The 23,299-nt window shown below is 62.5% G+C and carries 23 protein-coding genes; 12 read left to right on the forward strand and 11 right to left on the reverse strand.

Annotation, left to right across the window (positions count from 1 at the left end):
- The first annotated feature begins 94 nt into the window (after nucleotides 1-94).
- On the forward strand, nucleotides 95-829 hold the full coding sequence (locus FHS54_RS11850; RefSeq protein WP_167304014.1) for a hypothetical protein: 735 nt from the start codon (nucleotides 95-97) through the stop codon (nucleotides 827-829).
- Nucleotides 830-893: 64 nt separating this feature from the next.
- Here FHS54_RS11850 and FHS54_RS11855 read toward each other — a convergent pair whose 3' ends face one another.
- Entirely contained in the window at nucleotides 894-1,211 is a 318-nt protein-coding gene (locus FHS54_RS11855) for a 2Fe-2S iron-sulfur cluster-binding protein (RefSeq protein WP_167304015.1), read from the reverse strand.
- Between the two features lie 77 nt (nucleotides 1,212-1,288).
- Here FHS54_RS11855 and FHS54_RS11860 point away from each other — a divergent pair, with 77 nt between their 5' ends.
- The 3 genes from FHS54_RS11860 (at nucleotide 1,289) to FHS54_RS11870 (ending at nucleotide 2,668) form a co-directional block, all read left to right on the forward strand.
- A complete protein-coding gene (locus FHS54_RS11860; RefSeq protein ID WP_167304016.1) occupies nucleotides 1,289-1,906 on the forward strand; it encodes a DNA-3-methyladenine glycosylase family protein in 618 nt (205 codons plus the stop codon).
- Nucleotides 1,907-1,909: 3 nt separating this feature from the next.
- A complete protein-coding gene (locus FHS54_RS11865; protein ID WP_167304017.1) occupies nucleotides 1,910-2,137 on the forward strand; it encodes a DUF2188 domain-containing protein in 228 nt (75 codons plus the stop codon).
- Between the two features lie 93 nt (nucleotides 2,138-2,230).
- The gene (locus tag FHS54_RS11870) at nucleotides 2,231-2,668 is read left to right on the forward strand and encodes a response regulator (RefSeq protein ID WP_167304018.1); all 438 of its coding nucleotides are present in this window, start codon (nucleotides 2,231-2,233) and stop codon (nucleotides 2,666-2,668) included.
- Here FHS54_RS11870 and FHS54_RS11875 read toward each other — a convergent pair.
- Both FHS54_RS11875 and murA read right to left on the reverse strand, forming a co-directional pair.
- Nucleotides 2,613-4,139 carry a sensor histidine kinase gene (locus FHS54_RS11875; RefSeq protein ID WP_167304019.1) on the reverse strand — a complete coding sequence of 509 codons (1,527 nt, stop codon included), beginning with the start codon at nucleotides 4,137-4,139 and terminating at the stop codon, nucleotides 2,613-2,615. The two genes, FHS54_RS11870 and FHS54_RS11875, sit on opposite strands and share 56 nt — an antisense overlap.
- Nucleotides 4,132-5,415, reverse strand: coding sequence for a UDP-N-acetylglucosamine 1-carboxyvinyltransferase (murA, locus tag FHS54_RS11880; protein ID WP_167304020.1), 1,284 nt, complete (start codon nucleotides 5,413-5,415; stop codon nucleotides 4,132-4,134). Before murA ends, FHS54_RS11875 begins: the two co-directional genes overlap by 8 nt.
- 191 nt (nucleotides 5,416-5,606) lie before the next feature.
- Between murA and FHS54_RS11885 the strand changes: the two genes are divergently transcribed.
- Complete coding sequence (locus FHS54_RS11885) at nucleotides 5,607-6,341, forward strand: helix-turn-helix domain-containing protein (RefSeq protein ID WP_167304021.1); 735 nt, start codon at nucleotides 5,607-5,609, stop codon at nucleotides 6,339-6,341.
- 17 nt (nucleotides 6,342-6,358) lie between these two features.
- Here the strand turns inward: FHS54_RS11885 and FHS54_RS11890 are convergent, their stop codons facing one another.
- The gene (locus FHS54_RS11890; protein ID WP_167304022.1) at nucleotides 6,359-6,925 is read right to left on the reverse strand and encodes an HNH endonuclease; all 567 of its coding nucleotides are present in this window, start codon (nucleotides 6,923-6,925) and stop codon (nucleotides 6,359-6,361) included.
- A 121-nt stretch (nucleotides 6,926-7,046) separates the two neighbouring features.
- Between FHS54_RS11890 and gluQRS the strand changes: the two genes are divergently transcribed.
- The 3 genes from gluQRS to FHS54_RS11905 are packed head-to-tail and all read left to right on the forward strand — an operon-like array spanning nucleotide 7,047 to nucleotide 8,766.
- Nucleotides 7,047-7,925: a tRNA glutamyl-Q(34) synthetase GluQRS gene (gene gluQRS / locus FHS54_RS11895; protein ID WP_167304440.1), complete on the forward strand. Its 879-nt coding sequence runs from the start codon at nucleotides 7,047-7,049 to the stop codon at nucleotides 7,923-7,925.
- A gap of 9 nt (nucleotides 7,926-7,934) precedes the next feature.
- Nucleotides 7,935-8,168, forward strand: a complete 234-nt coding sequence (locus FHS54_RS11900) for a twin transmembrane helix small protein (protein WP_167304023.1) — start codon at nucleotides 7,935-7,937, stop codon at nucleotides 8,166-8,168.
- Between the two features lie 28 nt (nucleotides 8,169-8,196).
- Entirely contained in the window at nucleotides 8,197-8,766 is a 570-nt protein-coding gene (locus tag FHS54_RS11905) for a cob(I)yrinic acid a,c-diamide adenosyltransferase (protein ID WP_167304024.1), read from the forward strand.
- A gap of 16 nt (nucleotides 8,767-8,782) precedes the next feature.
- Here FHS54_RS11905 and FHS54_RS11910 read toward each other — a convergent pair whose 3' ends face one another.
- Together FHS54_RS11910 and typA are read right to left on the reverse strand one after the other, a co-directional pair.
- A complete protein-coding gene (locus tag FHS54_RS11910; protein ID WP_167304025.1) occupies nucleotides 8,783-9,835 on the reverse strand; it encodes a DUF1176 domain-containing protein in 1,053 nt (350 codons plus the stop codon).
- Nucleotides 9,836-9,962: 127 nt separating this feature from the next.
- The gene (typA, locus tag FHS54_RS11915) at nucleotides 9,963-11,780 is read right to left on the reverse strand and encodes a translational GTPase TypA (RefSeq protein WP_167304026.1); all 1,818 of its coding nucleotides are present in this window, start codon (nucleotides 11,778-11,780) and stop codon (nucleotides 9,963-9,965) included.
- 199 nt (nucleotides 11,781-11,979) lie between these two features.
- On the opposite strand from typA, the gene FHS54_RS11920 reads away from it, so the two are divergent.
- The 3 genes from FHS54_RS11920 (at nucleotide 11,980) to FHS54_RS11930 (ending at nucleotide 14,158) form a co-directional block, all read left to right on the forward strand.
- Nucleotides 11,980-13,197: a toxic anion resistance protein gene (locus FHS54_RS11920; protein WP_167304027.1), complete on the forward strand. Its 1,218-nt coding sequence runs from the start codon at nucleotides 11,980-11,982 to the stop codon at nucleotides 13,195-13,197.
- A gap of 76 nt (nucleotides 13,198-13,273) precedes the next feature.
- On the forward strand, nucleotides 13,274-13,984 hold the full coding sequence (locus FHS54_RS11925) for a hypothetical protein (RefSeq protein WP_167304028.1): 711 nt from the start codon (nucleotides 13,274-13,276) through the stop codon (nucleotides 13,982-13,984).
- 18 nt (nucleotides 13,985-14,002) lie between these two features.
- Nucleotides 14,003-14,158 (forward strand): hypothetical protein, encoded by a 156-nt coding sequence (locus FHS54_RS11930; RefSeq protein WP_167304029.1) that lies wholly within the window; start codon nucleotides 14,003-14,005, stop codon nucleotides 14,156-14,158.
- A gap of 12 nt (nucleotides 14,159-14,170) precedes the next feature.
- On the opposite strand, the gene FHS54_RS11935 is transcribed toward FHS54_RS11930, so the two are convergent.
- The 5 genes from FHS54_RS11935 to FHS54_RS11955 form a co-directional block, all read right to left on the reverse strand.
- A complete protein-coding gene (locus FHS54_RS11935) occupies nucleotides 14,171-14,482 on the reverse strand; it encodes a PilZ domain-containing protein (RefSeq protein ID WP_167304030.1) in 312 nt (103 codons plus the stop codon).
- Between the two features lie 99 nt (nucleotides 14,483-14,581).
- Nucleotides 14,582-15,316, reverse strand: coding sequence for a class I SAM-dependent methyltransferase (locus FHS54_RS11940; RefSeq protein WP_167304031.1), 735 nt, complete (start codon nucleotides 15,314-15,316; stop codon nucleotides 14,582-14,584).
- On the reverse strand, nucleotides 15,316-16,443 hold the full coding sequence (gene prfB, locus FHS54_RS11945) for a peptide chain release factor 2 (RefSeq protein WP_167304032.1): 1,128 nt from the start codon (nucleotides 16,441-16,443) through the stop codon (nucleotides 15,316-15,318). Before prfB ends, FHS54_RS11940 begins: the two co-directional genes overlap by 1 nt.
- Nucleotides 16,444-16,613: 170 nt before the next feature.
- Entirely contained in the window at nucleotides 16,614-19,151 is a 2,538-nt protein-coding gene (locus FHS54_RS11950; RefSeq protein WP_167304033.1) for a penicillin-binding protein 1A, read from the reverse strand.
- Nucleotides 19,152-19,216: 65 nt separating this feature from the next.
- A complete protein-coding gene (locus tag FHS54_RS11955; RefSeq protein ID WP_425057312.1) occupies nucleotides 19,217-20,164 on the reverse strand; it encodes an N-acetylmuramoyl-L-alanine amidase family protein in 948 nt (315 codons plus the stop codon).
- A gap of 408 nt (nucleotides 20,165-20,572) precedes the next feature.
- Here FHS54_RS11955 and FHS54_RS11960 point away from each other — a divergent pair, with 408 nt between their 5' ends.
- Nucleotides 20,573-23,233 (forward strand): Rne/Rng family ribonuclease, encoded by a 2,661-nt coding sequence (locus FHS54_RS11960; RefSeq protein ID WP_243855738.1) that lies wholly within the window; start codon nucleotides 20,573-20,575, stop codon nucleotides 23,231-23,233.
- Nucleotides 23,234-23,299: the final 66 nt, after the last annotated feature.

The following is a 23,299-nucleotide window of genomic DNA, read 5'->3' on the forward strand; positions in this document are numbered from 1 at the left end:
TTCGAAAACGCTTTAACAACTATAGGCTGGTCCTGGCAGCGCAGCGGGCGATTGGCGCGCGATGCCGCCGGGACCATGAAGATGGGGGTTTTCAATGGCCGTTCTTTTCCGCTCGTTGAGCGCGATGGCTGCTCTTCTGGCACTTTCCGCCTGTTTGGTGACGCCGGGCAAGTTCGAATCGACGCTGGACATCCGGGCCGACCGCCAGTTCAGCTTCACCTATAAGGGTGAAATATTGGCGTCCGACATGAAGGGAATGGAGTCCTCTCCTGCCGACCCGGCGGAAAACACAGAGCCTCGCACGAAAGACAGCGCTTATACCAAGGCTGCGCTCAAGGACGGGCCGGATGAGCGGTTCGACACCAGCAATGCGGGCGGCAACGAAACGCAGATGCGGGGAATCGCCGCCGCTCTTTCAAAGGAAAAGGGTTTTCGTTCGGTGCGCTATATGGGCCGCAACCGTTTCGAAATCGACTATGCGATCAGCGGGCGGCTGACGCACAGCTTCCTGTTCCCCTTCAACAGCGATGCAAAGATCATTTTGCCATTCGTCGCCGTCGAACTGCGCGGCGACGACCGGGTGCGCGTGAAGGCCCCGGGCTATTCCAGCAATTTCGACCAGAGCGCGCCGCCCATGGCGCAAGGCGGATCGGGAAATGATGCGGCCAAGGCGCTGGACGGCGTCTTTACCCTGACCACAGACGCGGAAATCATCAGCCAGAATCAGGAAGATGGCGCGCAGGCTGCGGCCCAGGGAAAGCAGATAATGTGGAAGATCACGCCACTGACCACCGAAGCGCCCACGGCGACGCTGCGCGTCAGCCGCTAGCATGATCCGACCCGGCAGCTGATGCCACCGGGGTCGAAAATGCCCTATGCGCTTTGGAGGTGGGTCAGTCTTCCGGCGCGATGGTGACGCGAAGGCCGTCCAGATCTTCGTTCAGCGTGAGCTGGCAGGACAGGCGGCTGGTTTCATTCCGGTGATCGGAGCTGTCCAGCAGGTCGTTTTCATCCTCCCCGATCTCCGGCAGCTTGCCAGCAAAAGCGGGATCGACATAGACGTGACAGGTCGCGCAGGAACAGCAGCCACCGCACAGGGCCAGCAGCTCGTCGAAGCCATTGTCGCGAATGACCTCCATCACGGATAGGCCAACGTCGCCTTCGACGGCCTGTTCTTCACCTGATCGGTTGACCACAATCAGCTTGGGCATGTACTCAAATCCCCTAAAACTTCCTCGCCGCTCATAGGCTGGGTCGCCAATAAATCAAGAGCGGGAAGGCCAACGCGATGGTGACGACGGTAGAAAGGTTACGCGAAAGCCTGGATGCAATCGCTGCGCTCGAACCCGGATTTGCCGCGGCGATCGGGCGCGTGGGCTATCCCCCGCCCCGCATGCGGGAGCCGGGATATGAAACATTGCTGCGCACCATCGTCGGACAACAGGTCAGCATCGCCGCAGCCTCCGCCGTCTGGCGCAAGTTGGAAGCGGAACTGGGTGAAGGCTGCGCGCCGGACATCCTGTTGGACCGTGATTTCGACGCGCTGCGGAACTGCGGCCTGTCCCGGCAGAAGCAGGGCTATGCCCGCAGCCTTGCCGAAATGGTGACCAGCGGAGCCATCGACCTTCACGCCCTGCCGGAAGATGACGAGCAGGCAATCGAATTGCTGACGCGCATCAAGGGCATCGGGCGATGGTCTGCGGAAATCTACCTGCTCTTCGCCGAAGGACGTCCTGACATCTGGCCGGCGGGCGACCTGGCGGTGCAGATCGAAGTCGGTCGCATCCTGGGCCTGCCCGCTCGACCAAGCGAGCGCCAGACCCGCGAAGTCGCAGAACGTTGGCGTCCTCATCGAGGCGCAGCGGCCATTCTGGCCTGGCACCATTATAACACGGAGGTTCTTTAACCCATGCCCCTGCCCCACGCGCGTTACATCGTCCTTGAGCATGACGGTGAGTGGAAGATCAATCTGGACAACCGCTATTATGGTCCCTTCGCTACCCAGCAGGCCGCCGTCGACAGCGCGACCGGGACGGCACGCAAGGCTGGCGAAGACGGTTATCCTGCCAGCGTCCTGCTGATGCAGGGCACGAAGTTCGAAACGATCTGGACCACGGAAGCCGATCAGGCGCAGTAGCGGTCAGGGCCGGTCGGGGCGATCATACTCGCCCCGGTCGGAACCAGACCGGTTTTTGCGCATTTAATGCCTCCGGGGTCCTCTGGCAGAGACATGAACAAAACAGTCCTTATTATCGAAGACGAAATTTTCGTCGCACTGGAAATTGAACAGATCGTCGAGGATGCTGGTTTCAAGGTGGGCGCAATCGCAGCCGACCGGGAGACGGCTCTGGCTGCGGCGGCAAATTGCGATATTGCGCTGGTGGACCTTAATCTGCGAGATGGTCCAACCGGTCCCGGCATCGGCATGGAACTGGCGGGCCAGTTTGGAATCCAGGTCATCTACATCACCGCCAATCCCGCGCAGATCGGCGCGGCGGCGGAAGCGGCGCTGGGGGTCATTGCCAAACCCTTCCGCGCGGACAGCATTACCGCCACATTACAACTCATCGCTGACGACAGCGCTGAACTGGAAGCCGCTGAGATAGCAGGCTTCACGCCTTTCCGGCCGCTACCCGGCTCATGGAACGGAATGGGATCCTCAGCTTGATCGCCAATCCTTCCGGTCGCCAATCCCGCACCATGTCACCGCCCAGCTGACGTTCGACGCTAAGCTGCATGAGGCGGCTGCCAAAACCTTCGGCACTTGCCGGGGTGACGATTGGGCCGCCTTCCTCGTGCCAGTCAATTCGGATGTCGCCGTCTTCGCGGCGGACCATGATATGGACTCTGCCCTCCGGCACGGACAATGCGCCATATTTCGCGGCGTTGGTGGCAAGCTCGTGGAACAGCAGCGCGAGTGGGGTCGCCGATCGGTCGTCAATGGCGGGGTCTTCACCCGAAAAGACGATGCGGCTGCCGGTATCATCCTGATAAGGCGCGAAAATCTGCTCCAGAATGCCGCGCAGCCCGCCTTCCAGCGCGTTGCTCCCACTTTCATTGCCATGCGGGCGCACAAAGTCATGGGCGCGGCCCAGCGCCATGATCCGGTCGCGCAGATCATCGGCAACATCGCGTATTTGTGGATGGGTGCGGGCTGACAGTCCGATCAGGCCGGAAATCACCGAAAAGATATTCTTGATGCGATGGGACAGTTCATGCGCGATGATCTCTCGCTCTTCCAGCATCAGCCTCTGTTCGTGGATTTCGGTGCAGGTGCCGATCCATCGCGTGATCCGACCGTTCCCATCGCGGATCGGCAGGGCGCGTCCCAGCGTCCAGCGATATTCGCCACTATGGTGCCGCAATCGATATTCGATATCATAAGGCTCGCCCGTCTCCAGCGAGTGACGCCAGCACGCCCACGCCCGTTCCCGGTCTTCGGCATGGAACATGTCATTCCAGCCGTCGCCATCGGTCGATCCATCCGCCACCCCGGTATATTCGTACCAGCGCGCGTTATAATAATCATGATAGCCGTCAGCCAGCGTGGACCAGACCATTTGCGGCATCGTGTCGGCGAGGGTTCGAAACAGCCGATCGCTTTGTGCCACCATCTGGGCATCCTCGGCCTGCCGAGCGATCACATCCTGGTCGTGCCTGCGCCCCTCCAGTTCGACCATCACGTGGCGCGCCAGCAAGGCCAGCCCCTGGCGCTGCATCGCCGTCAGGTCCTGACGTGGCCGATCATCGATGACGCACAATGCGCCCAGCGGCACGCCTTCCCTGCCTAGCAATGGCGCGCCAGCGTAGAAACGGATGAACGGCGGCCCCGTGACCAGCGCATTGTCGCGAAAGCGCGGGTCCACACTGGCGTCGGGCACGACGAAGATGGCATCATCCAGCATCGCATGGGCGCAAAAAGACAGGTCGCGCGGCGTTTCGTCTGCATCCAGCCCCGTGCGCGCCAGGAAACGCTGCCGCTCATCCTCGACGATGCTGACCAGCGCGATCGGTGAACCGCAAAGGGCCGCCGCGAAATCCGTGATCTCATCCAGCGCGATAAAGCCGCCGGCATCCAGATCGTAGCGCGCCAGCAACGCGGCGCGATCCGTCTCCAGCCCGCCGCCGCCGTCAGCCATCGCTGACCCGTTCAATATCGGCACCCACCGCCGACAGCTTTTCTTCCAGCCGCTCATAACCACGGTCGAGATGATAGACGCGGTTCACCTGCGTCTCCCCTTCCGCCGCCAGGCCAGCCAGGATCAAACTCATCGACGCGCGCAGATCGGTCGCCATCACCGGCGCACCGACCAGCCGATCGACGCCCCGCACCACGGCGGTACGGCCGTTCACGCCGATGTCGGCACCCATGCGGGTCAGCTCTGGAACGTGCATGTAGCGGTTTTCGAAAATGGTTTCCGTCAACACGGACGCGCCATCGGCCTTGGTCAGCATCGCCATGAACTGCGCCTGCATGTCCGTCGGGAAAGCCGGGAAAGGCGCGGTCGACAATGTCAGAGGCTTCAGCTTGCCGTCGGACGACACGATGATGCCACCCTTTGTTTCCTGCACATCGACGCCCGCGTCGCGAAGCGCGGCCAGAATTGCGTGCATGTCGTCGGCGTTCGCGCCCGCCAGTTCCAACGATCCACCGGTGATCGCCGCCGCGCAGGCATAGCTGCCCGCTTCAATCCGATCGGGCATGACGCTGTAGGTAGCGCCATGCAGGCGATCGCGCCCATATATGGTCAGCTTGTCGCTGCCGATCCCTTCAATATCAGCGCCCATCGCGACGAGCAGCCTGCACAGGTCGACGATTTCCGGTTCGCGCGCGGCATTTTCCAGGATGCAGGTGCCCTTCGCCAGCACCGCCGCCATCAGCGCATTTTCCGTCGCGCCGACCGACACCACCGGGAAAGTGAACATTCCGCCCGGCAACCCGCCATCCGGCGCGCTCGCGCGGACATAGCCCGCGCTGATCTCAATCACCGCGCCAAAAGCTTCCAGCGCCTTCAGGTGCAGGTCGATCGGTCGGTTGCCGATGGCGCAGCCACCCGGCAGCGACACGCGCGCTTCGCCCGCGCGGGCAAGCAGCGGCCCCAGCACCAGGATCGACGCGCGCATTTTTCGCACGATGTCATAGGGCGCTTCGGTTGATGTCACCCGGCCCGCGCGCAACGTCATGACGCGACCGAAATCCTCTGGCCGCGCGCCTTCGATCATCGTCGATACGCCCAACTGGTTCAACAGATGGCCAAAGCTGTCGACATCGGCGAGACGGGGCAGGTTGCGCAGCGTTACCGGCTCATCCGTCAGCAATGCGCAAGGCAGCAGGGTCAGCGCAGCATTTTTTGCGCCGGAGATGGGAAGGCGGCCGTTGAGCGGGTTGCAGCCGCGAATATGAATACGATCCATCGACTGGGTTCTTAACGTTAATTGCGTCGCGCGCAAGGAGGGGGATCGCGACCTTCTGCAAAGCGCCGCAAACATTTGTACGATCCTGCGCACGATATTGATCGAGTTTAGTGCACGCGCCGCGAATGCAGCCAAAAGACAGCCGGGGCGTTCTGCCACCGTAACGACAATATTGAGAAAAGGTGTTTGGAGTGGCGACAAGTTGCTTCGCGGACAGGGTCGGCAAACATGTAAGCCTGTCCGATGCAGAGAAAAATGCCCTTTCCAGGCTGGAGGAAAATCCGCGCAAGGTGAAACGCGGCGCGATGATCCAACGTGTCAACGAAACGGTCACGGAACTTTTCGTCCTGCGCGAAGGACGGGCGATGAGCTATGTCCTTTTGCCTGACGGTAGCCGCCAGATACTGCGCGTCTATTTTCCGGGCGATTTCATCGGGTCGGCCAGCACCATCTACAGCAAGGCGCCCGAATCCCTGGTGGCGCTGACGGACGTCGTGATTTGTCCATTTGACAAACATGCGCTTCGCCGCTTGCTGGAAGAACATCCGCGCGTAGCAGCGCTGCTGTTCCTGCTGTCCAATGCCGAAAGGGTCGCCTTGACCGATCGGCTGGCTTCATTGGGCCGCACGTCGGCCAAGGCGCGCGTTGCATCGTTCCTGCTCGATATTTTCGATCGGCTGCGGGTGACCGACGATGGGATCATCGACAGCTTCGACCTCAAGCTCACGCAGGAGGAAATTGGCGATGCGATCGGCCTCACGTCCGTCCATGTGAACCGCATGGTGCGACAGATGGAGCAGGAAGGGCTGATCAGCCGGACCAATGGGCGCATCACCCTGATCGACATGCAGAGGCTGGAAGAGATTGGCCATTATACCAATCGCCACAAGGACATGGATTTCGACTGGTTTCCCAGCCAGCCGTAAACCGCTTCTCGCCGTTGTCAGGCGAGCAGTTCCACGTCCCAGTAAAGCCAGTCGTGCCAGCTTTCATGAAGATAGTTGGGCGGAAAGGCGCGGCCATGTTCCTGCAACTGCCAGTTGGTCGGGCGGATCGGCGTGACATGCAGCCGCATCGCCGCCTCCTTTGGCGTGCGTCCGCCCTTCTTCAAATTGCACGGGGAACAGGCAGTCGCGACATTTTCCCACGTCGTGCGCCCGCCCGCACGGCGCGGGATGACATGGTCGAACGTCAGGTCATTGCCCGATCCGCAATATTGACAGGCGAACCGGTCGCGCAGGAACAGGTTGAAACGGGTGAAGGCGGGATGTTCCGACGGTCGCACATATTGTTTGAGCGCGATGACGGACGGGATTTTCATCTGCAGGCTGGGGCTGTGAACTTCCCGCTCATAACTGGAAACAATGTCCACCCGCTCCAGAAACACCGCCTTGATCGCGGTCTGCCACGGCCAAAGGCTCAACGGATAATAGCTTAGCGGCGTATAATCAGCGTTCAAAACCAGCGCCGGGCAGTTTTCCGGATGCCGTATCAGGTCGGGATGGTACATAAGAACCCTCTATCCCCCTTGCCGCCGCTCTGATTGACCATGAACGTGACGAGAGCATGACAGCATTAACGACCCCGATCCGTCAAGGCCGAGTGTGATACCACCGTTGACGCCACAGCATATGGTGACGCGCTTTGCGCCCAGCCCGACCGGTCGGCTGCATGTCGGGCATGGCTGGTCGGCATTGCTGGCAATGGCGATGGCGCGCGAAAATGGTGGCTTGTTCCGCCTTCGGATCGAAGACATTGACGGAACCCGCAGCCGCCCCGAACATGTCGATGGCATCATCCGCGACCTGCAATGGCTGGGGATCGAATGGGACGGAGACATCGTCTTTCAGTCCGCCCGGCTCGACCATTATGAAGCGGCGCTGGACCGGTTGCGCGGCATGGGGCTGCTCTATCCATGCTTCTGCACCCGTGCGGACATCGCCGCCAGCACCACCGCGCCGCATGGCACGGAAGGCCCGACCTATCCCGGCACCTGTCGCCCCCTATCGAAAGGTGAGAGCGCCCGCAGGATCAGCGCGGGACAGGCGCATGCCTGGCGCATCGACATGGCTGCTGCCGTGGATAGAGCTGGTCCATTGTCGTGGGATGCCCTCCCCTTCCCTCCAGCCTCTACCACACAAGCCATACGCATGGCCGCTGATCCGCTGGCGGCGGGCGACGTCGTTCTCGCCCGCAAGGATGCGCCCGCATCCTACCATCTATCCTGCACGCTGGATGATGCGGCCATGGGGGTCAGCCATGTCCTGCGGGGTGAAGACCTGCGCGCCGCGACCGATGTCCATCGCCTGATCCAGGCCCTGCTGGGCCTGCCATCCCCCATCTACTGCCATCACCCGTTGCTCGTCGGAGCGGACGGGAAAAGGCTGGCGAAGCGGGACGGATCGATTGCGCTGGCGGACCTGCGCGCGCAGGGGATGGACCCCCGCCAGCTTGCGCAGGATTTGCAGGCGGCGCGCTTTCCGGTTGGCATTTCGCTGGCCAGCGCCTAGTTTCAGCACATGAACACAATCCTCGTCATCGCCCTCATCCTTGCCATGGGCGCGACCCTTTTCGCGCTGGTGCGGGGGATCATCGCCTTTCTTCAAGCGACCAAGGAACAGCTTAACTCGACGGACAGCGGGCCCAGCCGCTCCAGCCTGAAACAGAACAAGATGATGATGAACCGCATCCTGTTCCAGGCAGCCGCCGTCATCGTCGTCGCCATCCTGTTGCTCATGAAGGGCAATGGCTGACCCCGAACCCTGTTAAGGCGCGCGCGGCATGGTAAAGCTCAACAAGATTTATACCCGCACGGGTGACGCGGGCACGACCGGCCTTGTCGATGGATCGCGCCTGCCCAAACATGCGCCGCGCATGCAGGCCGTGGGTGACGTGGATGAAGCGAACAGCGCCATCGGCCTTGCCGTTTTGGCGATCGGCGATGCGCCCGAAGGGGCATGGCTGACCACCATCCAGAATGACCTGTTCGACCTGGGCGCGGACCTCGCCACCCCCATCCCGGATGGCGATGACGAACCCTGGGCGCTCCGCATCATCGCTTCGCAGGTCAAGCGGCTGGAAGACCAGATCGACACCATGAATGAACAGCTTGCGCCGCTCGACAGCTTCATCCTGCCCGGCGGATCGCCCGCAGCGGCGGCGGTGCACCTTGCCCGCGCGATCACGCGCCGCGCCGAACGCAGCGCCACCGCAGCGGCGGCAGAGACTGCCCTCAATCCGCAGGCGCTGGCCTATCTCAACCGGCTATCCGACCTGCTGTTCGTCCTGGCTCGCCGGTTGAACGGCAATGGCGCGGCCGATGTCAAATGGGTGCCCGGCGCGTCCCGCTGAACCACGGAATGGAATGTTACTTCACCACATCGGCGGTGAAGACTTTGATCCATTGCCGCGCGCCACGGCATTCCCCCATCGCGCTCGCTTGGGCCAGTCGAAATTGTGTCCCATCCCACACATAGGATTCGCTGCCGCCGCAGTCGCCCAATCCACGCCCTTTGGCATAGCTTTCCAACGTCGCGGTGTCCGCCAACCATGCCGCGTTGACCAGCATCGGATGGGTGGCAGCTTCGCTCCATCCCGGCGGATGGTCGAAGCTTGCAAAGCGGAAGGTCCGCCGACCGGCAATGCCGCTGGCGATGACAGGCACCGAAGTGAAATTATAGGCCCCTGCCCCGCATGGCGTCAGGACCAGTGACTCGGTCCTGGACAGGCGATGAAGTTCCGGCGGCGAAGCGTCACGCATCTCATCAGCGCAGCCGGTCAGCCTGCCCAATGCGGCCCGCTCTTCCCGCCACAGTGGCTGCGGGGCTGGGCCTGGGGGGATGTCTGCTCGACGGATAACGATTGGCAAAGGCGCTGACCGCACAACGCTGCGAGCCAGCGGCCCCCTCGCCACCAGGGCGGCACGGGTGCCAGCCGTACCCTGTCGCGCGTCCATATAGCGCAGCGCCGCCGCCGCGCCCGCCAACGACGGTTGCCCGACCAGCTTCGCGCCGACCAGCACGTCCATCCGGTTGCCACGGGCGATAGCCATGGCCAGCGTCGCGGCCTGGGCGCCGTCCAGCTTCGCCTCGCCTTCCTCACTGATTGCGGTGGCGACCTTCCGGTCGTCGATGACCAGTCCAAGCTGCTCCCGGCCCTTGCCGTCGCGGCTGATCCAGATTTCCGGTTCGCTCGATCCGCCCGGCTCCCGCACGATACCCACCGTGACCGGGTCATCGGGCCAACTGCCGCCTTCGGGCATCAAGGACACAGCTTCACATCGCCCGCGATTGTCGCAACCGATGGTCCAGTCCTTGTAGGTTTCGAGTGATCCGGGCCTTGGCGTTCCCGCAAATGCAGGTGCCAGACCTATGATCGCCGACAGCATAGCCGTCAGCGTGAATATGCGTTTCGCCCCCATGCGTTAACCATAACGCAATTTGCGCCTGGGGTGTAGTGGCATCATTGCAGGATCAAAATGATCCGCAAGCCCGCACAAAAAAAGAGCCCGATCCGGGTGGATCAGGCTCCTCTTTGTCGGTCTGAAATCAGGCCGCCTTGGCGCGCGACATGCGCTTACGCTCGTTCGGGTCGAGGTAGCGCTTGCGCAGGCGAATATTCTTGGGCGTCACTTCGACCATTTCATCGTCGTCAATATAGGCGATCGCCTGTTCCAGCGTCAGCTTGCGCGGCGGGCTCAGGCGAACGGCATCGTCCTTGCCCGAAGCGCGGAAGTTGGTCAGCGCCTTCGACTTCATCGGGTTGACTTCAAGATCTTCTGGCTTGGCGTTTTCGCCGATGATCATGCCTTCATAAAGCGCTTCGCCCACGCCAACCATCAGGATGCCGCGTTCTTCCAGCGGACCCAGAGCATAGGCATTGGCTTCGCCCGAGCCGTTGGAGATCAACACGCCATTCTTGCGGCCTTCGATCTTGCCCTTATGCGGACCGTATTTCTCGAACAGGCGGTTCATGATGCCGGTGCCGCGCGTGTCCGACAGGAATTCGCCATGATAGCCGATCAGGCCGCGCGAGGGCGCAGAGAAGGTGATGCGGGTCTTGCCGCCGCCCGACGGACGCATGTCGGTCATCTCGGCCTTGCGGATGTTCATCTTGTCGACGACCGTGCCGGAAAATTCATCATCCACATCGATGACGACGATTTCATAAGGCTCGGTCTTGTTGCCGGACTCGTCTTCGCCGAACAGCACTCGCGGACGCGAAATGCCCAGTTCAAAGCCTTCGCGGCGCATGGTTTCGATCAGCACGCCCAGCTGCAATTCGCCGCGACCGGCGACTTCGAAGCTGTCCTTGTCGTCGCTTTCCGTGACCTTGATCGCGACGTTCGATTCCGCTTCACGCGCCAGGCGGTCGCGGATCATGCGGCTCGTCACCTTGCTGCCTTCGCGGCCCGCCATCGGCGAATCATTGACGGCGAAGCGCATGGACAGGGTCGGCGGATCGATCGGCTGCGCCTTGATTGGCACGCTGACGGTGGTGTCGCAGATGGTATTCGCAACGGTCGCGACGGTCAGACCGGCGAGCGAAATGATGTCACCCGCCTTCGCTTCGTCCACGGGCACGCGATCCAGCCCACGGAAGGACATGATCTTCGACGCGCGGCCGGTTTCGATGACATTGCCGTCCATATCGAGCGCGTGGATCGGCTGGTTGACCTTCACCGTGCCCGACTGGACGCGGCCCGTCAGGATACGGCCCAGGAAATTGTCGCGGTCAAGCAACGTCACCAGGAAGCTGAACGGCGCGTCCTGATCCAGCGACGGCGGCGGCACATGTTCGACGATCTTCTCGAACATCGGCTCCAGCGTGCCTTCGCGGCGGCTGGGATTGTCGCTGGCATAACCGTTGCGACCCGAAGCGTAGAGCACAGGGAAGTCGAGCTGCTCATCGGTCGCTTCCAGCGTCACGAACAGGTCGAACACTTCGTCCAGCACTTCCTGGATGCGTTCGTCAGGGCGATCGACCTTGTTGACCACCACGATCGGACGCAGACCCAGCGCCAGCGCCTTGCCGGTCACGAACTTCGTCTGCGGCATCGCGCCTTCCGACGAATCGACCAGCAGGATCACGCCGTCGACCATCGAGAGGATGCGCTCCACCTCGCCACCGAAATCGGCGTGGCCGGGCGTATCGACGATGTTGATGCGGGTGCCGTTCCATTCGATCGAGGTAGGCTTCGCCAGGATGGTGATCCCGCGTTCCTTTTCCAGGTCGTTGGAATCCATCGCCCGTTCTTCGACCCGCTGATTGTCTCGGAAAGTGCCGGACTGGCGGAACAGTTGATCGACAAGAGTGGTCTTGCCATGGTCGACGTGCGCGATGATGGCGATGTTACGCAGGGACATGGATAATGCCTTTGGGATTTTTCGTTTTCCCGGCCGGCACCGCGCCTGACCAGAGTATCGGGCGCGCCCCTACAGGAAATGACGCGCTGCGGCAAGGGCGGCGACCACGACCGCGCGTTTGCATCCATGGCGATGCGCGACCATATTCCGCATTGATGATCACTGTTATAGCCGCATATAACAGCTTTGAGGAGACGATATGGCCAGCACCTCCCCCAGCACGGCGACGGCAGCCGACACGCTCAACCTGACGCCGCCCGACCCGGTGCCGCCGGTCACGCCCGACAAGGCCGCCGGCCTTGTGCCATTGGACGAAGAAAAGCGGTCGAAGCTGGAAGAGAAGGTCGGTGCCTTTGTCGCCGATCTGGTGGCGCAGGACGCCAATTCGCCAGAATTCGGCGCGCGGGTCGATCAGCTGACAAACATGGGCCGCAAGGAAATCGCGGAGGCAGCGGGCCATTCCAACCGCTTCCTCGATCGCCCCGTGCGGGCGATGGACAGCGACAACAAGGTCGGCGTCGACCTGGCCGAACTGCGCCGCACGGTCGAGGACCTCGATCCCGGCAAGCGCGGCAACCTGCTCGCGCCCCGAAAGCTGTTCGGCATCATCCCCTTCGGCAATCGCCTGCGCAACTATTTCGACGGCTATAAAAGCGCGCAGGGCCACATCAATTCCATCCTGGGATCGCTCGCGAGCGGGAAGGATGTCCTGATCAAGGATAATGCCGCGATCGATGTCGAGCGGCAGAATATGTGGGCGACCATGGGTCGGCTGGAACAGATGATCCACATCTCCCGGACGCTCGACGCCCAGCTTGAGGCGAAGACGCTGGAACTGGACGCGACCGACCCGGCAAAGGCCAAGGCGATCCGTGACAGCGCGCTTTTTTATGTTCGCCAGCGTAGCCAGGACCTGCTGACGCAGATGGCCGTGACGGTTCAGGGCTATCTGGCGCTCGACCTCGTCAAAAAGAATAATGTCGAACTGGTGAAGGGCGTGGATCGCGCCAGCACCACGACCGTTGCGGCGCTGCGGACCGCCGTGACCGTTGCCCAGGCGCTCGCCGGGCAAAAGCTGGTGCTGGAACAGATTACGGCGCTCAACACGACCACCGCCAACATGATCGATTCGACCGGGGAGATGCTGAAGACCCAGACCGCCGCGATCCATGAGCAGGCGGCGTCCAGCACCATTCCCATCGAAACGCTGCGGCGTGCGTTCCAGAATATCTACGACACGATGGACAGCATCGACACGTTCAAGGCCAAGGCGCTGGAAAATATGAAGACGACGGTGAACAGCCTGTCGGACGAGGTGGAAAAGTCCAAAGGCTATATCGCGCGGGCCGAAGGCCAGGCCCAGGCCGCACAGGATGCGCGCGCCGACAACCCGCTGCTCAGCGCGCTGGAGGCGTGACATTGATCGACGCGGTTTCTCTTTCCGCTGGAAAACAGGAGCCTGGGTTCAAGTGGCACCGTGAAAGCGCGCGATCATGAGCCGGGCCGACCGCGTCCTTGCTGAGGCCCAGGCGGTCCTTCACCGCCATGGCGACCGGCGGCGCAGCTTGTCGGCCCGCGCCCGCCAGCGGCGCATTGCTGCCCTGATGCGCAAGCTGAAATATACCCTATGGGCGGTCATCGCCGTGCTGGTGGCCAGCGGCGTGGCAGGGTTCTTCATTCCCCTGGGCACTACGGGCGTGATGCTGGCGCTGGGCGTGATGCTGGCAACGGTGCTGCTGATCGCCGCCCTTCCGCTTGAGCGTTCCGTGCAAGTCGGAGCGCTTGCGGAAACGCCGCTCAGCGCCCTGCCGCTGCAAACCGAAATCTGGCTCGAAAATCAGCGAAAGGCGCTTCCGGCACCGGCCGCCGCGTTGATCGACAGCATTGGGGTCAAGCTGGAAACGCTGGCACCGCAGCTTGAGCGGCTGGGCGATCAGGAACCTGCCGCGCAAGAGGTGCGCAAGCTGCTGGCCGACCATCTGCCCGAACTCGTCACAGGCTATCAATCCATCCCACAACCCTTGCGGCGCGAAGAGCGCAACGGTCGCATACCCGAACAACAGCTCATCGAAGGGCTGAATGTCATCGACACGGAAATAGGAAGGATGAGCGAAAGCTTCGCCAGCGGCGACCTAAACCGGTTGGCGATCCAGAATCGTTTCCTCGAAATGAAATATCAGGAGGCAAAGGAACTGGGGCATTAGTCCCCCGTCCTTTCCCCCATGATCCATCTCACGCTCATCATCGTCGATTTCCTGACTGGCCTGCTCGTCGCGGGCGCATGGGCATTGGCGTCGGCGGGAGGGGCAATTGCGGCGCTGTTGGGTGGCGGCGTGCTGGGGGTGTCGCTGTTCAGGAAATGGCGGCGGCGCAACTGAACCTCCGCCGTTTCAGCCCTGACGGATCAGCGCGTCGATCATCGGCTGCGTCAGCGGCTGGCTGAACTGTAGGCCAAAACGCTTGCCGTTGGCCCATTTCACCCTGCCACTCGTTTCCAGGTCGAGCGCGTGAACAAGGACATAGGTGCCTGCCTGTGGCGGGGCTTCGCAGTGAACCAGCGCGCCGGAAAAGGACAGGTCCAGGAAATGAGCCCGCACTTCGACGCCGCTCAAGGTGAGGGCCACCGGCTCGAACATCTTGTACCGCGGGGCGTGCCGCCGTTGCGCGGCGCCGGTGATCGGAGACCCATATTGGTCGGTCATGCCTTCCCCTCCCTTCCCCCATTCAACCACCAAAAGGTCAATTTCGTCACCAATATCATGGTTAACGCCCCGGCAAGCAGCTTCTCTGGGGCGGCGCGGTCAAAATCGCAGCGCGCAGGGGACGATCGAACCGGGTGAGGGGCGAGCGGCGATCCGACGAAAGCGGGCGAAATATCCGCCCGCTGTCGGCTTGGGAATCAACTCTTCCATTCGAAACCCCATCGCGGCCAGTTCGCAGGCCAACAGCCTTGGCGGGGTGCCGTGCTGGTCGGTCGGGCGGTTGGCATCGACGACGATCAATTCACCATCGGGTTTCAGCGCCGGGCTAAGATACCACAGAAAGGCATAAGGCTCCGCAATCTCATGATACATGTGGACCATGAAGATGCGGTCGAAGCTGTTTTCGGGCAGCTTCGGGTCCTCCGGTGCGCCCAGCCGGACGCTGACATTGCGCCAGTCTTCCCGCGTGATGCGTCGCGACAAGGCTTCAATCACTTCGGGCATGATGTCTTCGGCGAGCACCCGGCCCTCCGGCCCGACACGCTTGGCCAGCCGGACGGTATAATAGCCCTCACCCGCCCCGATGTCGGCGACGGTCATCCCTGGCCGGATTCCGGCCTTGTCCATGATGTCGTCCGCTTCATTGACTCGGTCACGCGCTTCTTCACTGGACCAGCGCGTCGATACAACGGGCGCGACCGGGCGGTCAGCGCGCGGAAACTCCTTGGCCGCCGCCGGGCGGTCCTTCTGCTGTTCCGATGAAAAGGGACCACACGCCGCCAGCAGGAGCGACAATCCCGCCAGCGCCACCCCTGTCACCGGCAGAAACTTCATCAATCGACATCCTCGACATCGACCTTTTCGCCCGTGACCTTTTGAGACAAGGCGGCGGCCATGAACGGGTCGAGCGCACCGTCGAGGACATCGTCGGGCGATGTGGAAGTGACCCCGGTGCGCAGGTCCTTCACCAGCTGATAGGGCTGGAGGACGTAGGACCGAATCTGATGTCCCCAGCCAATCTCCGTCTTGGCCTGATATTCACCCGAAGCCACTGCCTCCCGCTTTTGCAGTTCCGCTTCATAAAGGCGCGCCTTCAACATGTTCATCGCGGTCGCGCGATTCTTATGCTGCGACCGGTCATTTTGCGATGCCACGATGATGCCGGAAGGGATGTGGGTGATGCGCACCGCCGAATCGGTGGTGTTGACATGCTGCCCGCCCGCGCCGGATGCGCGATAGGTGTCGATCTTGAGGTCGCCTTCATTCACCTCAATCTCGATATTGTCGTCGATCACCGGATAGACCCACACGGATGAAAAGCTGGTGTGCCGCCGCGCCGAACTGTCATAGGGGCTGATCCGCACCAGGCGATGGACGCCGCTTTCGGTCTTGGCATAGCCATAGGCATTTTCGCCCTTGAACAGGAACGTCGCCGACTTGATGCCTGCCTGGTCGCCCGCCTGATAGTCGACCAGTTCCACCTTGTATCCGCGCCGTTCGCCCCAGCGGCGGTACATGCGGCTGAGCATTTCGGCCCAGTCCTGGCTTTCCGTGCCGCCTGCGCCAGCATGGATTTCCAGATAGGTGTCGCTCGCGTCAGCTTCGCCCGCCAGCAACGCCTTGATCTTGTCCTCGTCCGCACGATCAGCCAGCGCCTTCAGCGACGCGACGGCTTCATTGACCATGTCCTCATCACCTTCGGCCTCTGCCATTTCGATGAGTTCGGCGGTGTCGCTCTTTTCACTTTCGATCGCGCGCGTCGCGCCGATCGCGGCTTCCAGCCGCGTGCGTTCGCGCATCACTTCCTGCGCCATTTTCTGGTTATCCCAGAGCGTGGGGTCCTCGACGCGGGCGTTCAACTCGTCCAGCCGCCGCAAAGCGCGGTCCCAGTCGAGAAAGCGGCGCAGCAGGTCCAGCGCGGCGTCGATACGGTCGATATATTGCTGCGCTTCGGCGCGCATGGGAACTCTCCAAAAATATCGGGCGCTTCTGCTCGCCAGGCCGAAACGCACTAAACGGCTGCCCCTATCCGAGGGCGGCGGATTTGGGAAGATTCAATCCTGTTGCAGGGCGTGCTCCCCCCGAACCATTTGAGGACCCGGCCACCAGTGCATGGGCCGGGCATGTCCCCTTAATAAATCCCGCCCTGATCCTGCAGGAAATCGCTGTCCGTCCGCTGACTGCCCTGCCGCGTGGCGTCGCGCTGGGCTGCGGCCTTTTCCTGTGCCGCCACTTCTTCCTTGCGGATCGACCGGCGGGGTTCGGATTCGGGCTTGAACGCTTCCCATATGACAGCGGGCTTTGGCTCCTCGGTCGGCCAGACGCCATAGACACGCTTGCCCGATCGGCGGTCGATCGGGACCATACGGATGCCGGCGGGAGCGACAAACGGCGTCTTGGGCATCGTCTCCAGCACCGGAGCCATCGCCGCCTTCCAGATCGGCGCGGCGATGCGGCCACCCTGCGCCCAACCGCCCAGGCTGCGCGGCTGGTCATAGCCGATATAGACGCCTGCGACCAGGTCGGGCGAACCGCCCACGAACCACACATTGGTCGGTCCATTGGTGGTTCCCGTCTTGCCGAACAGCGGGCGTTTCAGGTCGGACAGCACGGTCGCGGTGCCGCGCTGAATCACACCCTCGGTAATGTGAACCACCTGATAGGCGGTCATGGGGTTCATGACCTGCCGCCCTTCAAAGCCGAAACGGGGCATGGGCTTGCCATCCCAATTGGCCATGTTGCACCCGTCGCAAGCACGCCAGCGCAGGGGCCAGATAACCTTACCATGGCGGTCCTGCACATAGTCCATGACCTTGGGGGCCATTTGCCGCCCGTGATTGGCCAGCGTGGCATAAGCGTTCACCATCCGCTCGACCGTGGTTTCGCCCGCCCCCAGCGCGAAGGAAAGATAGGGCTGGTAATCGCCGATGCCCATCGCCTTGATCGTGCGCACGACCCGATCCATGCCAGTCTGGCTGGCGGCGCGGACGGTCATCAGGTTGCGTGACTGTTCCACGCCCCAACGCATGGTCTGCGGCCCAGCGCTGCCGCCAGAGAAGTTGCGGAAGCATTTCTGCCCCAGCCCCGCGCCCTGATAGACGCACAGCGGCCCGTCCACGATGATCGAAGCAGGCGTCATGCCGCCGTCGAGTGCCGCGGCATAGACGAAGGGCTTGATGGTCGACCCTGGCTGGCGCATCGCCTGGGTGGCGCGATTGTAGGAGGACAGGCGGCTGTCGAACCCGCCCTGCATCGCGCGGATACGGCCGGAATGGGTTTCTTCGACAACCATGCCGCCGGAAACTTCAGGCACATTGCGCAAGGCCCAACTGGACCCGTTGCCCGTCACCACGATAAGGTCGCCGGCCTTCATGCTGTTGAAGGCGGGACCGCCCGCGCGACGATAAGGCATCTGCGCCGCGCCTGCGGGCAGCGTGCCGGTGGAACCGTCGGAAAAGCCGATCTCTGCGGATGACGAACCGCGGCTGATCACCACCGCGACGCGCCAGGACGCATAGTCGACACCGACATAGCTTGCAGCCAGTTCACGCCGCCAGCCGCGACCGATGTCGATTTTCCCCACCGGCCCGGACCAGCCCTTGCCCGCATCGAAGCGCAGCAGGCCGTTGCGCAATGCCGTGGCGGTCAGGTCCTGCATCTTGGGGTCGTAGGGACTGCGGACCCAAAGACCGCCCGCATAAACGCTATTGGGACCGTCCTCCGCCTTTTCGCCGAAGCGTTCGATCAGGCGGCGGCGCACCTCTTCCATATAATAGCCACCCGCCCGCGCGTCGTAGCCGGACCCGTGCGCCTGCACGGTGCCCAGCGGCTGTGCCTGCGCTTCGTTCCGCTGCGCCTCGGTGATCCAGCCATTCCTGACCATTTCACCCAGCGCCCAGTTACGGCGTTCCAGCGCGCGTTCGTGCCCGGTCGGGCTTTCCGGGCGGTAATTCGCTGGCCCCTTGGGCAGGATGGCCAGATAGGCCATCTCATGCAGTTGGAGGTCGGCGACATCCTTGTCAAAATAGGCGCGCGATGCCGCCTGAACGCCATAGGCATTGCGGCCCAGGAATATCTGGTTGAGGTAGAGTTCCAATATCTGCTGCTTGGTCAGCACGTCTTCCATGCGATAGGCGAGGATCATCTCCTTCACCTTGCGCGTGGGCGAATATTCATCGCCGATCAGCAGATTCTTGGCGACCTGCTGGGTGATGGTGGACCCCCCCCTGGCCCGCTGGCCCGATCCGATCTTCGTCACATAGTCGAATACCGCACCGAAAAAGCCGGGAACATCGACGCCGTGATGATCAAAGAATGTCTTGTCCTCCGCCGACAGATAGGCGCGGATCAGAAGCGGCGGATAATCGCTATATTGCAGCTGGACGCGCCGTTCGCGGGCATAGCTGTGCACCGGCTGGCCGTTGATGTCGCGCACGATGGTGGGCAACGGCGGCTCATATTCCAGCAGCGTGGCAGCATCGGGAAGACCGCGCGCGAAGATCAGCCAAAAGAGGAAGAACGCCGCCATGAGCCCGCCAAGGCCGATGGCGATCCACCGCACCCATCGGCGGTCCCAATGCGGGGCAAGCCGTTCCCGCAGACTCCCCGCGCGGTCGCGCAAGCGGCGGGTGAAGGACGATGATGCGGTGACGGGGCGGACCTCTTCCATGACGAACGAGGCTCTAAGGTCAAAATGGCCGCAGCGCCAGAGCGGATCGACGGGACGGTCAGTGCCTAGCGCGGCCCCAGCGGCACGTTGCGGGCGAAATGCACTTCGACAGCACGCGCCACACCGCGCGCTATCCGCGCCCGTCCCTCTCGCGAAGAAAGGAAAGCGGCGTCATCGCTGTTGCTGAGGTAGCCGGTTTCGAAAAGCACCGACGGCGTGTCAGGCGCCTTTAAAACCATGAGCGAAGCAAAGCGATGAAAGGGTGTGCGAAAACCCATATAGGGTGCAGCTTCCCGCTTCAGAACCTGCGCGAATTTCGCGGAATCATTCATGGTTTCCCTTTGCGTCAGATCAATGAGGATCGACGATATATCGTCCGTCTGACCACCCAGATTCACCCCATGCAATATGTCCGCCTTATTCTCCCGGGCGGCGAGCCGCGCGGCTTCCCGGTCCGACGCGACTTCCGATAAGGTATAGACGGTGGCCCCATGCGCTTCTTCATTCTCGGCAGAATCGGCGTGGACGGAAATGAACAGGTCCGCGTTCAGCCTGCGCGCAATGTCATAGCGTTCCTGCAGGACCAGGAAGCGGTCATCGTCTCGCGTCATCGCCACGCGAAGCCGCCCGAATTTTACCAGTTCATCACGGATCGCCTGCGCAATGGCGAGCGTCAGGTCCTTTTCCTGCTTGCCAAGCTTCGCATTGACGGCACCGGGATCATGGCCGCCATGGCCGGCATCGATCACGATGAGAGGGCGCGAGGCATCACGGGGGCCGTCGACACGAGGCAATTCCAGACCTCGCCCTGGGGGAGGAATGGGAACGGTGATGCTATGCACCCGCTTCGTGGGACGCGGAGCCATCTGCGCGACGGACATATGCGCCGCTCCGCCGTCATTGCCGGGCGTTGCGGAAAAAATCGCGCCAGCCAGGACAAGTGCATGGAACATCGCGCGCTTGTGCCGCGCGGACCTGCGATCGTCCAGCCAAATATGATCGGCGGGCAACACGGAGCTTCCCAAGCACGAAACAATATTTCGGGCGGGCGTTGCTAGCCCGCATTTTGACTGCTACCCATTCATATTCCTGAAAGCCTGTCCATTTTCCGGCAAGGCGCTTGGGAAGCTTTCAAGATCGCATCGGCGGGCGAACGACGCCCGGATTCGATGTCGCAACAGGTTGACGCTGCATGAGGCATGATTTCCATCCCCCGCTTGACCCGATCCCGGGCGATGCGGCGTGGATGGTGTGGACCGGCGAGTTGCCCGGCCCTGCCAACGCAGCAGACGCGAATATTACCCCACAAAACCGGACGATGCCGCGATCGGCGCCGCTAGCGGCGCAAACGCTGTCGTCCCTATTTTATCGCGTGACTGCCCGGCGAAGCGCCGTTGGCGGTCATCGCCGGAGACACATAAATGACAATGCGTATGCTGATCGATGCGCGCCACCGGGAAGAGACCCGGGTCGCGGTCGTCAAGGGAAACCGGATCGAGGAATTTGACTTCGAATCGGCCGAGCACAAACAGCTCAAAGGCAATATCTACCTCGCCAAGGTTACCCGCGTAGAACCGTCCCTTCAGGCGGCCTTCGTTGATTATGGCGGCAACCGCCACGGCTTCCTGGCCTTCAGCGAAATCCATCCTGATTATTATCAGATCCCGCGCGAAGATCGTGAGGCGCTGCTGCGCGAAGAACGCGAGCATGCCGAGGAAGAGGCCGCGCTGCGCGCCGATTTGGACGATGACGAGGAACATGGCGCGTCGGATGACGGCCTGGAACTGGTCGAGGCCACGCATCATCATGACGATGAGGAGCATGAAGGCGAAGCCACGGGCGGCGAAGCTGCGGAGAATGGCCGGAACGGTCGCGGGCGTCGCGGCAAGGGCGACGATGCCGCCGAAGAGTTGCGCCGCAAGCGCATGGCGCTGCGTCGCCGCTACAAGATTCAGGACGTCATCAAGCGTCGCCAGGTATTGCTGGTGCAGGTCGTCAAGGAAGAACGCGGCAACAAGGGCGCGGCCCTGACCACCTATTTGTCGCTGGCCGGCCGCTATTGCGTGCTGATGCCCAACACGTCGCATGGCGGCGGCATTTCGCGCAAGATCAGCAACGCGGCGGACCGCAAGCGTCTGAAGACGATCATCGCCGAAATGGCGCTGCCCTCTTCCATGGGCTGCATCGTGCGCACCGCCGGGCTGCAGCGCACCAAGCCGGAGATCAAGCGTGACTTCGACTATCTCGCCCGCTTGTGGGACGAGATTCGCGAAAAAACGCTCAAGTCCGCCGCACCCGCGCTGATCCACAATGACAGCGACCTCATCAAACGCGCGATCCGCGATATCTACAACAAGGATATCGAAGAGGTCATCGTTGAGGGTGAGGAAGGCTATAAGGCCGCCAAGGACTTCATGAAGCTGTTGATGCCCAGCCATGGACGCCGGGTAAAGCAATATGCCGACGCCGTGTCGCTGTTCCAGCGCGCCAGCGTCGAAGATCAGCTGGCGGCGATGTATAACCCCGTCGTCCAGCTGAAATCAGGCGGCTATCTGGTCATCAACCCGACCGAGGCGTTGGTGTCGATCGACATCAACTCGGGCCGTTCCACCCGCGAACATGGCATCGAACAGACCGCCGTCGCCACCAATCTGGAAGCCGCGCGCGAAATCGCCCGGCAACTGCGCCTGCGTGACATGGCGGGCCTGGTCGTCATCGACTTCATCGACATGGAGGTCAACTCCAACATCCGCAAGGTCGAGAAGGCGATGAAGGAGGCGTTGAAGGACGATCGCGCCCGCATCCAGGTCGGCCGCATTTCCGGCTTTGGCTTGATGGAAATGAGCCGCCAGCGCCTGCGCACGGGCGTATTGGAAGCATCCACCCGCCAGTGCCCGCATTGCGAAGGCACGGGCCTGGTCCGCACCGCTTCATCAGCGGGATTGTCGGCACTGCGCATGTTGGAAGAAGAAGCGGCACGGGGCCGGGGCAACCTGGTCACCCTGCGCGCCAGCCAGGAAGCCGCCTTCTACGTCCTCAACAACAAGCGTCGCGAACTGGACGAGATCGAACAGCGCTATGGCGTGACGATCGCGATCCTGCCCGATGGCGAGGTGGAAGGCGCACGCATGTCGGTCGAGGCCAGCGGGCCACGCCCGGAACGGGTCGTCACCTATGCCCCGCTGGTCGAGGACGACGATGATATCGACGTCGTAGAGGAACTGGACGAGGAAGAGATCGAAGAGGTCGAAGCCGCAGCCGAACGCGAAGACCGTAGCGACCGTGGTGAAGAGCGCGAAGGCGGCCGTCGCCGTCGTCGTCGCCGTCGTCGTCGCGGCGGGTCCGACCGCGCCGAAGGTGAAGGCGAGCATGACGTCCGGGCCGACGATGCAGAACAGGCAGAGGAAGGTGACATCGAAGCCGAGGCCGAGGAAGACGCGCAGGCAGCCGCGGAAACAGCGGACCAAGGCGATGAGCCGGGCCGCCGTCGCGGGCGTCGCGGGCGTCGTGGTGGCCGCCGTCGGCGCGAGGGCGGTGAAGGCGTGGCTGAGGAAACTCTGGCTGACAACGCTGAAACCACAGCCGAACCGGCGTCGGAAGAGCCGGCTGTAGAGGCTGCGCCTGTATCGGAAGCCGTTGCCGAAGCCGCGACCGAGGAAGACGCCCCCAAGGCGCGTCGCCGTCCACGTGCACGCAAGGCCAAGGTCAGCCCCGAAGCCGAAGTCGCCGAGGTTGCTGTCGAACAGCCTGCCGAAGCGCCCGCCGACGAAGCGCCGGTCAAGCCCAAGCGGACCCGCCGGAAAAAGGCGGATATCGAGGCTGAGGCTGCGGCAGAGGCATCGGCTCCCACCCCGGCCCCGGCAGAAGCCGAGGCAGAGGCTCCCGCCAAGCCCAAGCGCACCCGTCGGAAGAAAGCGGATGCAGCGCCCGCCGCTGCCGAAGCTGCCCCGGCAACTGACGATGTGAGCGCCAGCATTGTCGAACCGGCGGCGATGGAAAGCGCCGGAGGCGACGACGTTCAGACGGAAGATGACGGCTCCTCCCCCCGCCGGGGCTGGTGGCAGCGCACCTTCGGTCAGTAAGAAGAGCCAGCTATATGAAGCCGCGCCGCCATTTCACCGGTCTTCGCCGGGAAGTGGCGGCGCTGC

It is taken from the genome of Sphingobium vermicomposti, assembly GCF_011762025.1.
GTDB classification, from domain to species: domain Bacteria; phylum Pseudomonadota; class Alphaproteobacteria; order Sphingomonadales; family Sphingomonadaceae; genus Sphingobium; species Sphingobium vermicomposti.

Coding starts and splice junctions, on each gene's coding strand:
- FHS54_RS11850 (WP_167304014.1), top strand. CDS start 95: ATGGCCGTTCTTTTCCGCTCGTTGAGCGCGATGGCTGCTCTTCTGGCA.
- FHS54_RS11855 (WP_167304015.1), bottom strand. CDS start 1,211: ATGCCCAAGCTGATTGTGGTCAACCGATCAGGTGAAGAACAGGCCGTC.
- FHS54_RS11860 (WP_167304016.1), top strand. CDS start 1,289: ATGGTGACGACGGTAGAAAGGTTACGCGAAAGCCTGGATGCAATCGCT.
- FHS54_RS11865 (WP_167304017.1), top strand. CDS start 1,910: ATGCCCCTGCCCCACGCGCGTTACATCGTCCTTGAGCATGACGGTGAG.
- FHS54_RS11870 (WP_167304018.1), top strand. CDS start 2,231: ATGAACAAAACAGTCCTTATTATCGAAGACGAAATTTTCGTCGCACTG.
- FHS54_RS11875 (WP_167304019.1), bottom strand. CDS start 4,139: ATGGCTGACGGCGGCGGCGGGCTGGAGACGGATCGCGCCGCGTTGCTG.
- murA (WP_167304020.1), bottom strand. CDS start 5,415: ATGGATCGTATTCATATTCGCGGCTGCAACCCGCTCAACGGCCGCCTT.
- FHS54_RS11890 (WP_167304022.1), bottom strand. CDS start 6,925: ATGTACCATCCCGACCTGATACGGCATCCGGAAAACTGCCCGGCGCTG.
- gluQRS (WP_167304440.1), top strand. CDS start 7,047: ATGGTGACGCGCTTTGCGCCCAGCCCGACCGGTCGGCTGCATGTCGGG.
- FHS54_RS11900 (WP_167304023.1), top strand. CDS start 7,935: ATGAACACAATCCTCGTCATCGCCCTCATCCTTGCCATGGGCGCGACC.
- FHS54_RS11905 (WP_167304024.1), top strand. CDS start 8,197: ATGGTAAAGCTCAACAAGATTTATACCCGCACGGGTGACGCGGGCACG.
- FHS54_RS11910 (WP_167304025.1), bottom strand. CDS start 9,835: ATGGGGGCGAAACGCATATTCACGCTGACGGCTATGCTGTCGGCGATC.
- typA (WP_167304026.1), bottom strand. CDS start 11,780: ATGTCCCTGCGTAACATCGCCATCATCGCGCACGTCGACCATGGCAAG.
- FHS54_RS11920 (WP_167304027.1), top strand. CDS start 11,980: ATGGCCAGCACCTCCCCCAGCACGGCGACGGCAGCCGACACGCTCAAC.
- FHS54_RS11925 (WP_167304028.1), top strand. CDS start 13,274: ATGAGCCGGGCCGACCGCGTCCTTGCTGAGGCCCAGGCGGTCCTTCAC.
- FHS54_RS11930 (WP_167304029.1), top strand. CDS start 14,003: ATGATCCATCTCACGCTCATCATCGTCGATTTCCTGACTGGCCTGCTC.
- FHS54_RS11935 (WP_167304030.1), bottom strand. CDS start 14,482: ATGACCGACCAATATGGGTCTCCGATCACCGGCGCCGCGCAACGGCGG.
- FHS54_RS11940 (WP_167304031.1), bottom strand. CDS start 15,316: ATGAAGTTTCTGCCGGTGACAGGGGTGGCGCTGGCGGGATTGTCGCTC.
- prfB (WP_167304032.1), bottom strand. CDS start 16,443: ATGCGCGCCGAAGCGCAGCAATATATCGACCGTATCGACGCCGCGCTG.
- FHS54_RS11950 (WP_167304033.1), bottom strand. CDS start 19,151: ATGGAAGAGGTCCGCCCCGTCACCGCATCATCGTCCTTCACCCGCCGC.
- FHS54_RS11960 (WP_243855738.1), top strand. CDS start 20,573: ATGACAATGCGTATGCTGATCGATGCGCGCCACCGGGAAGAGACCCGG.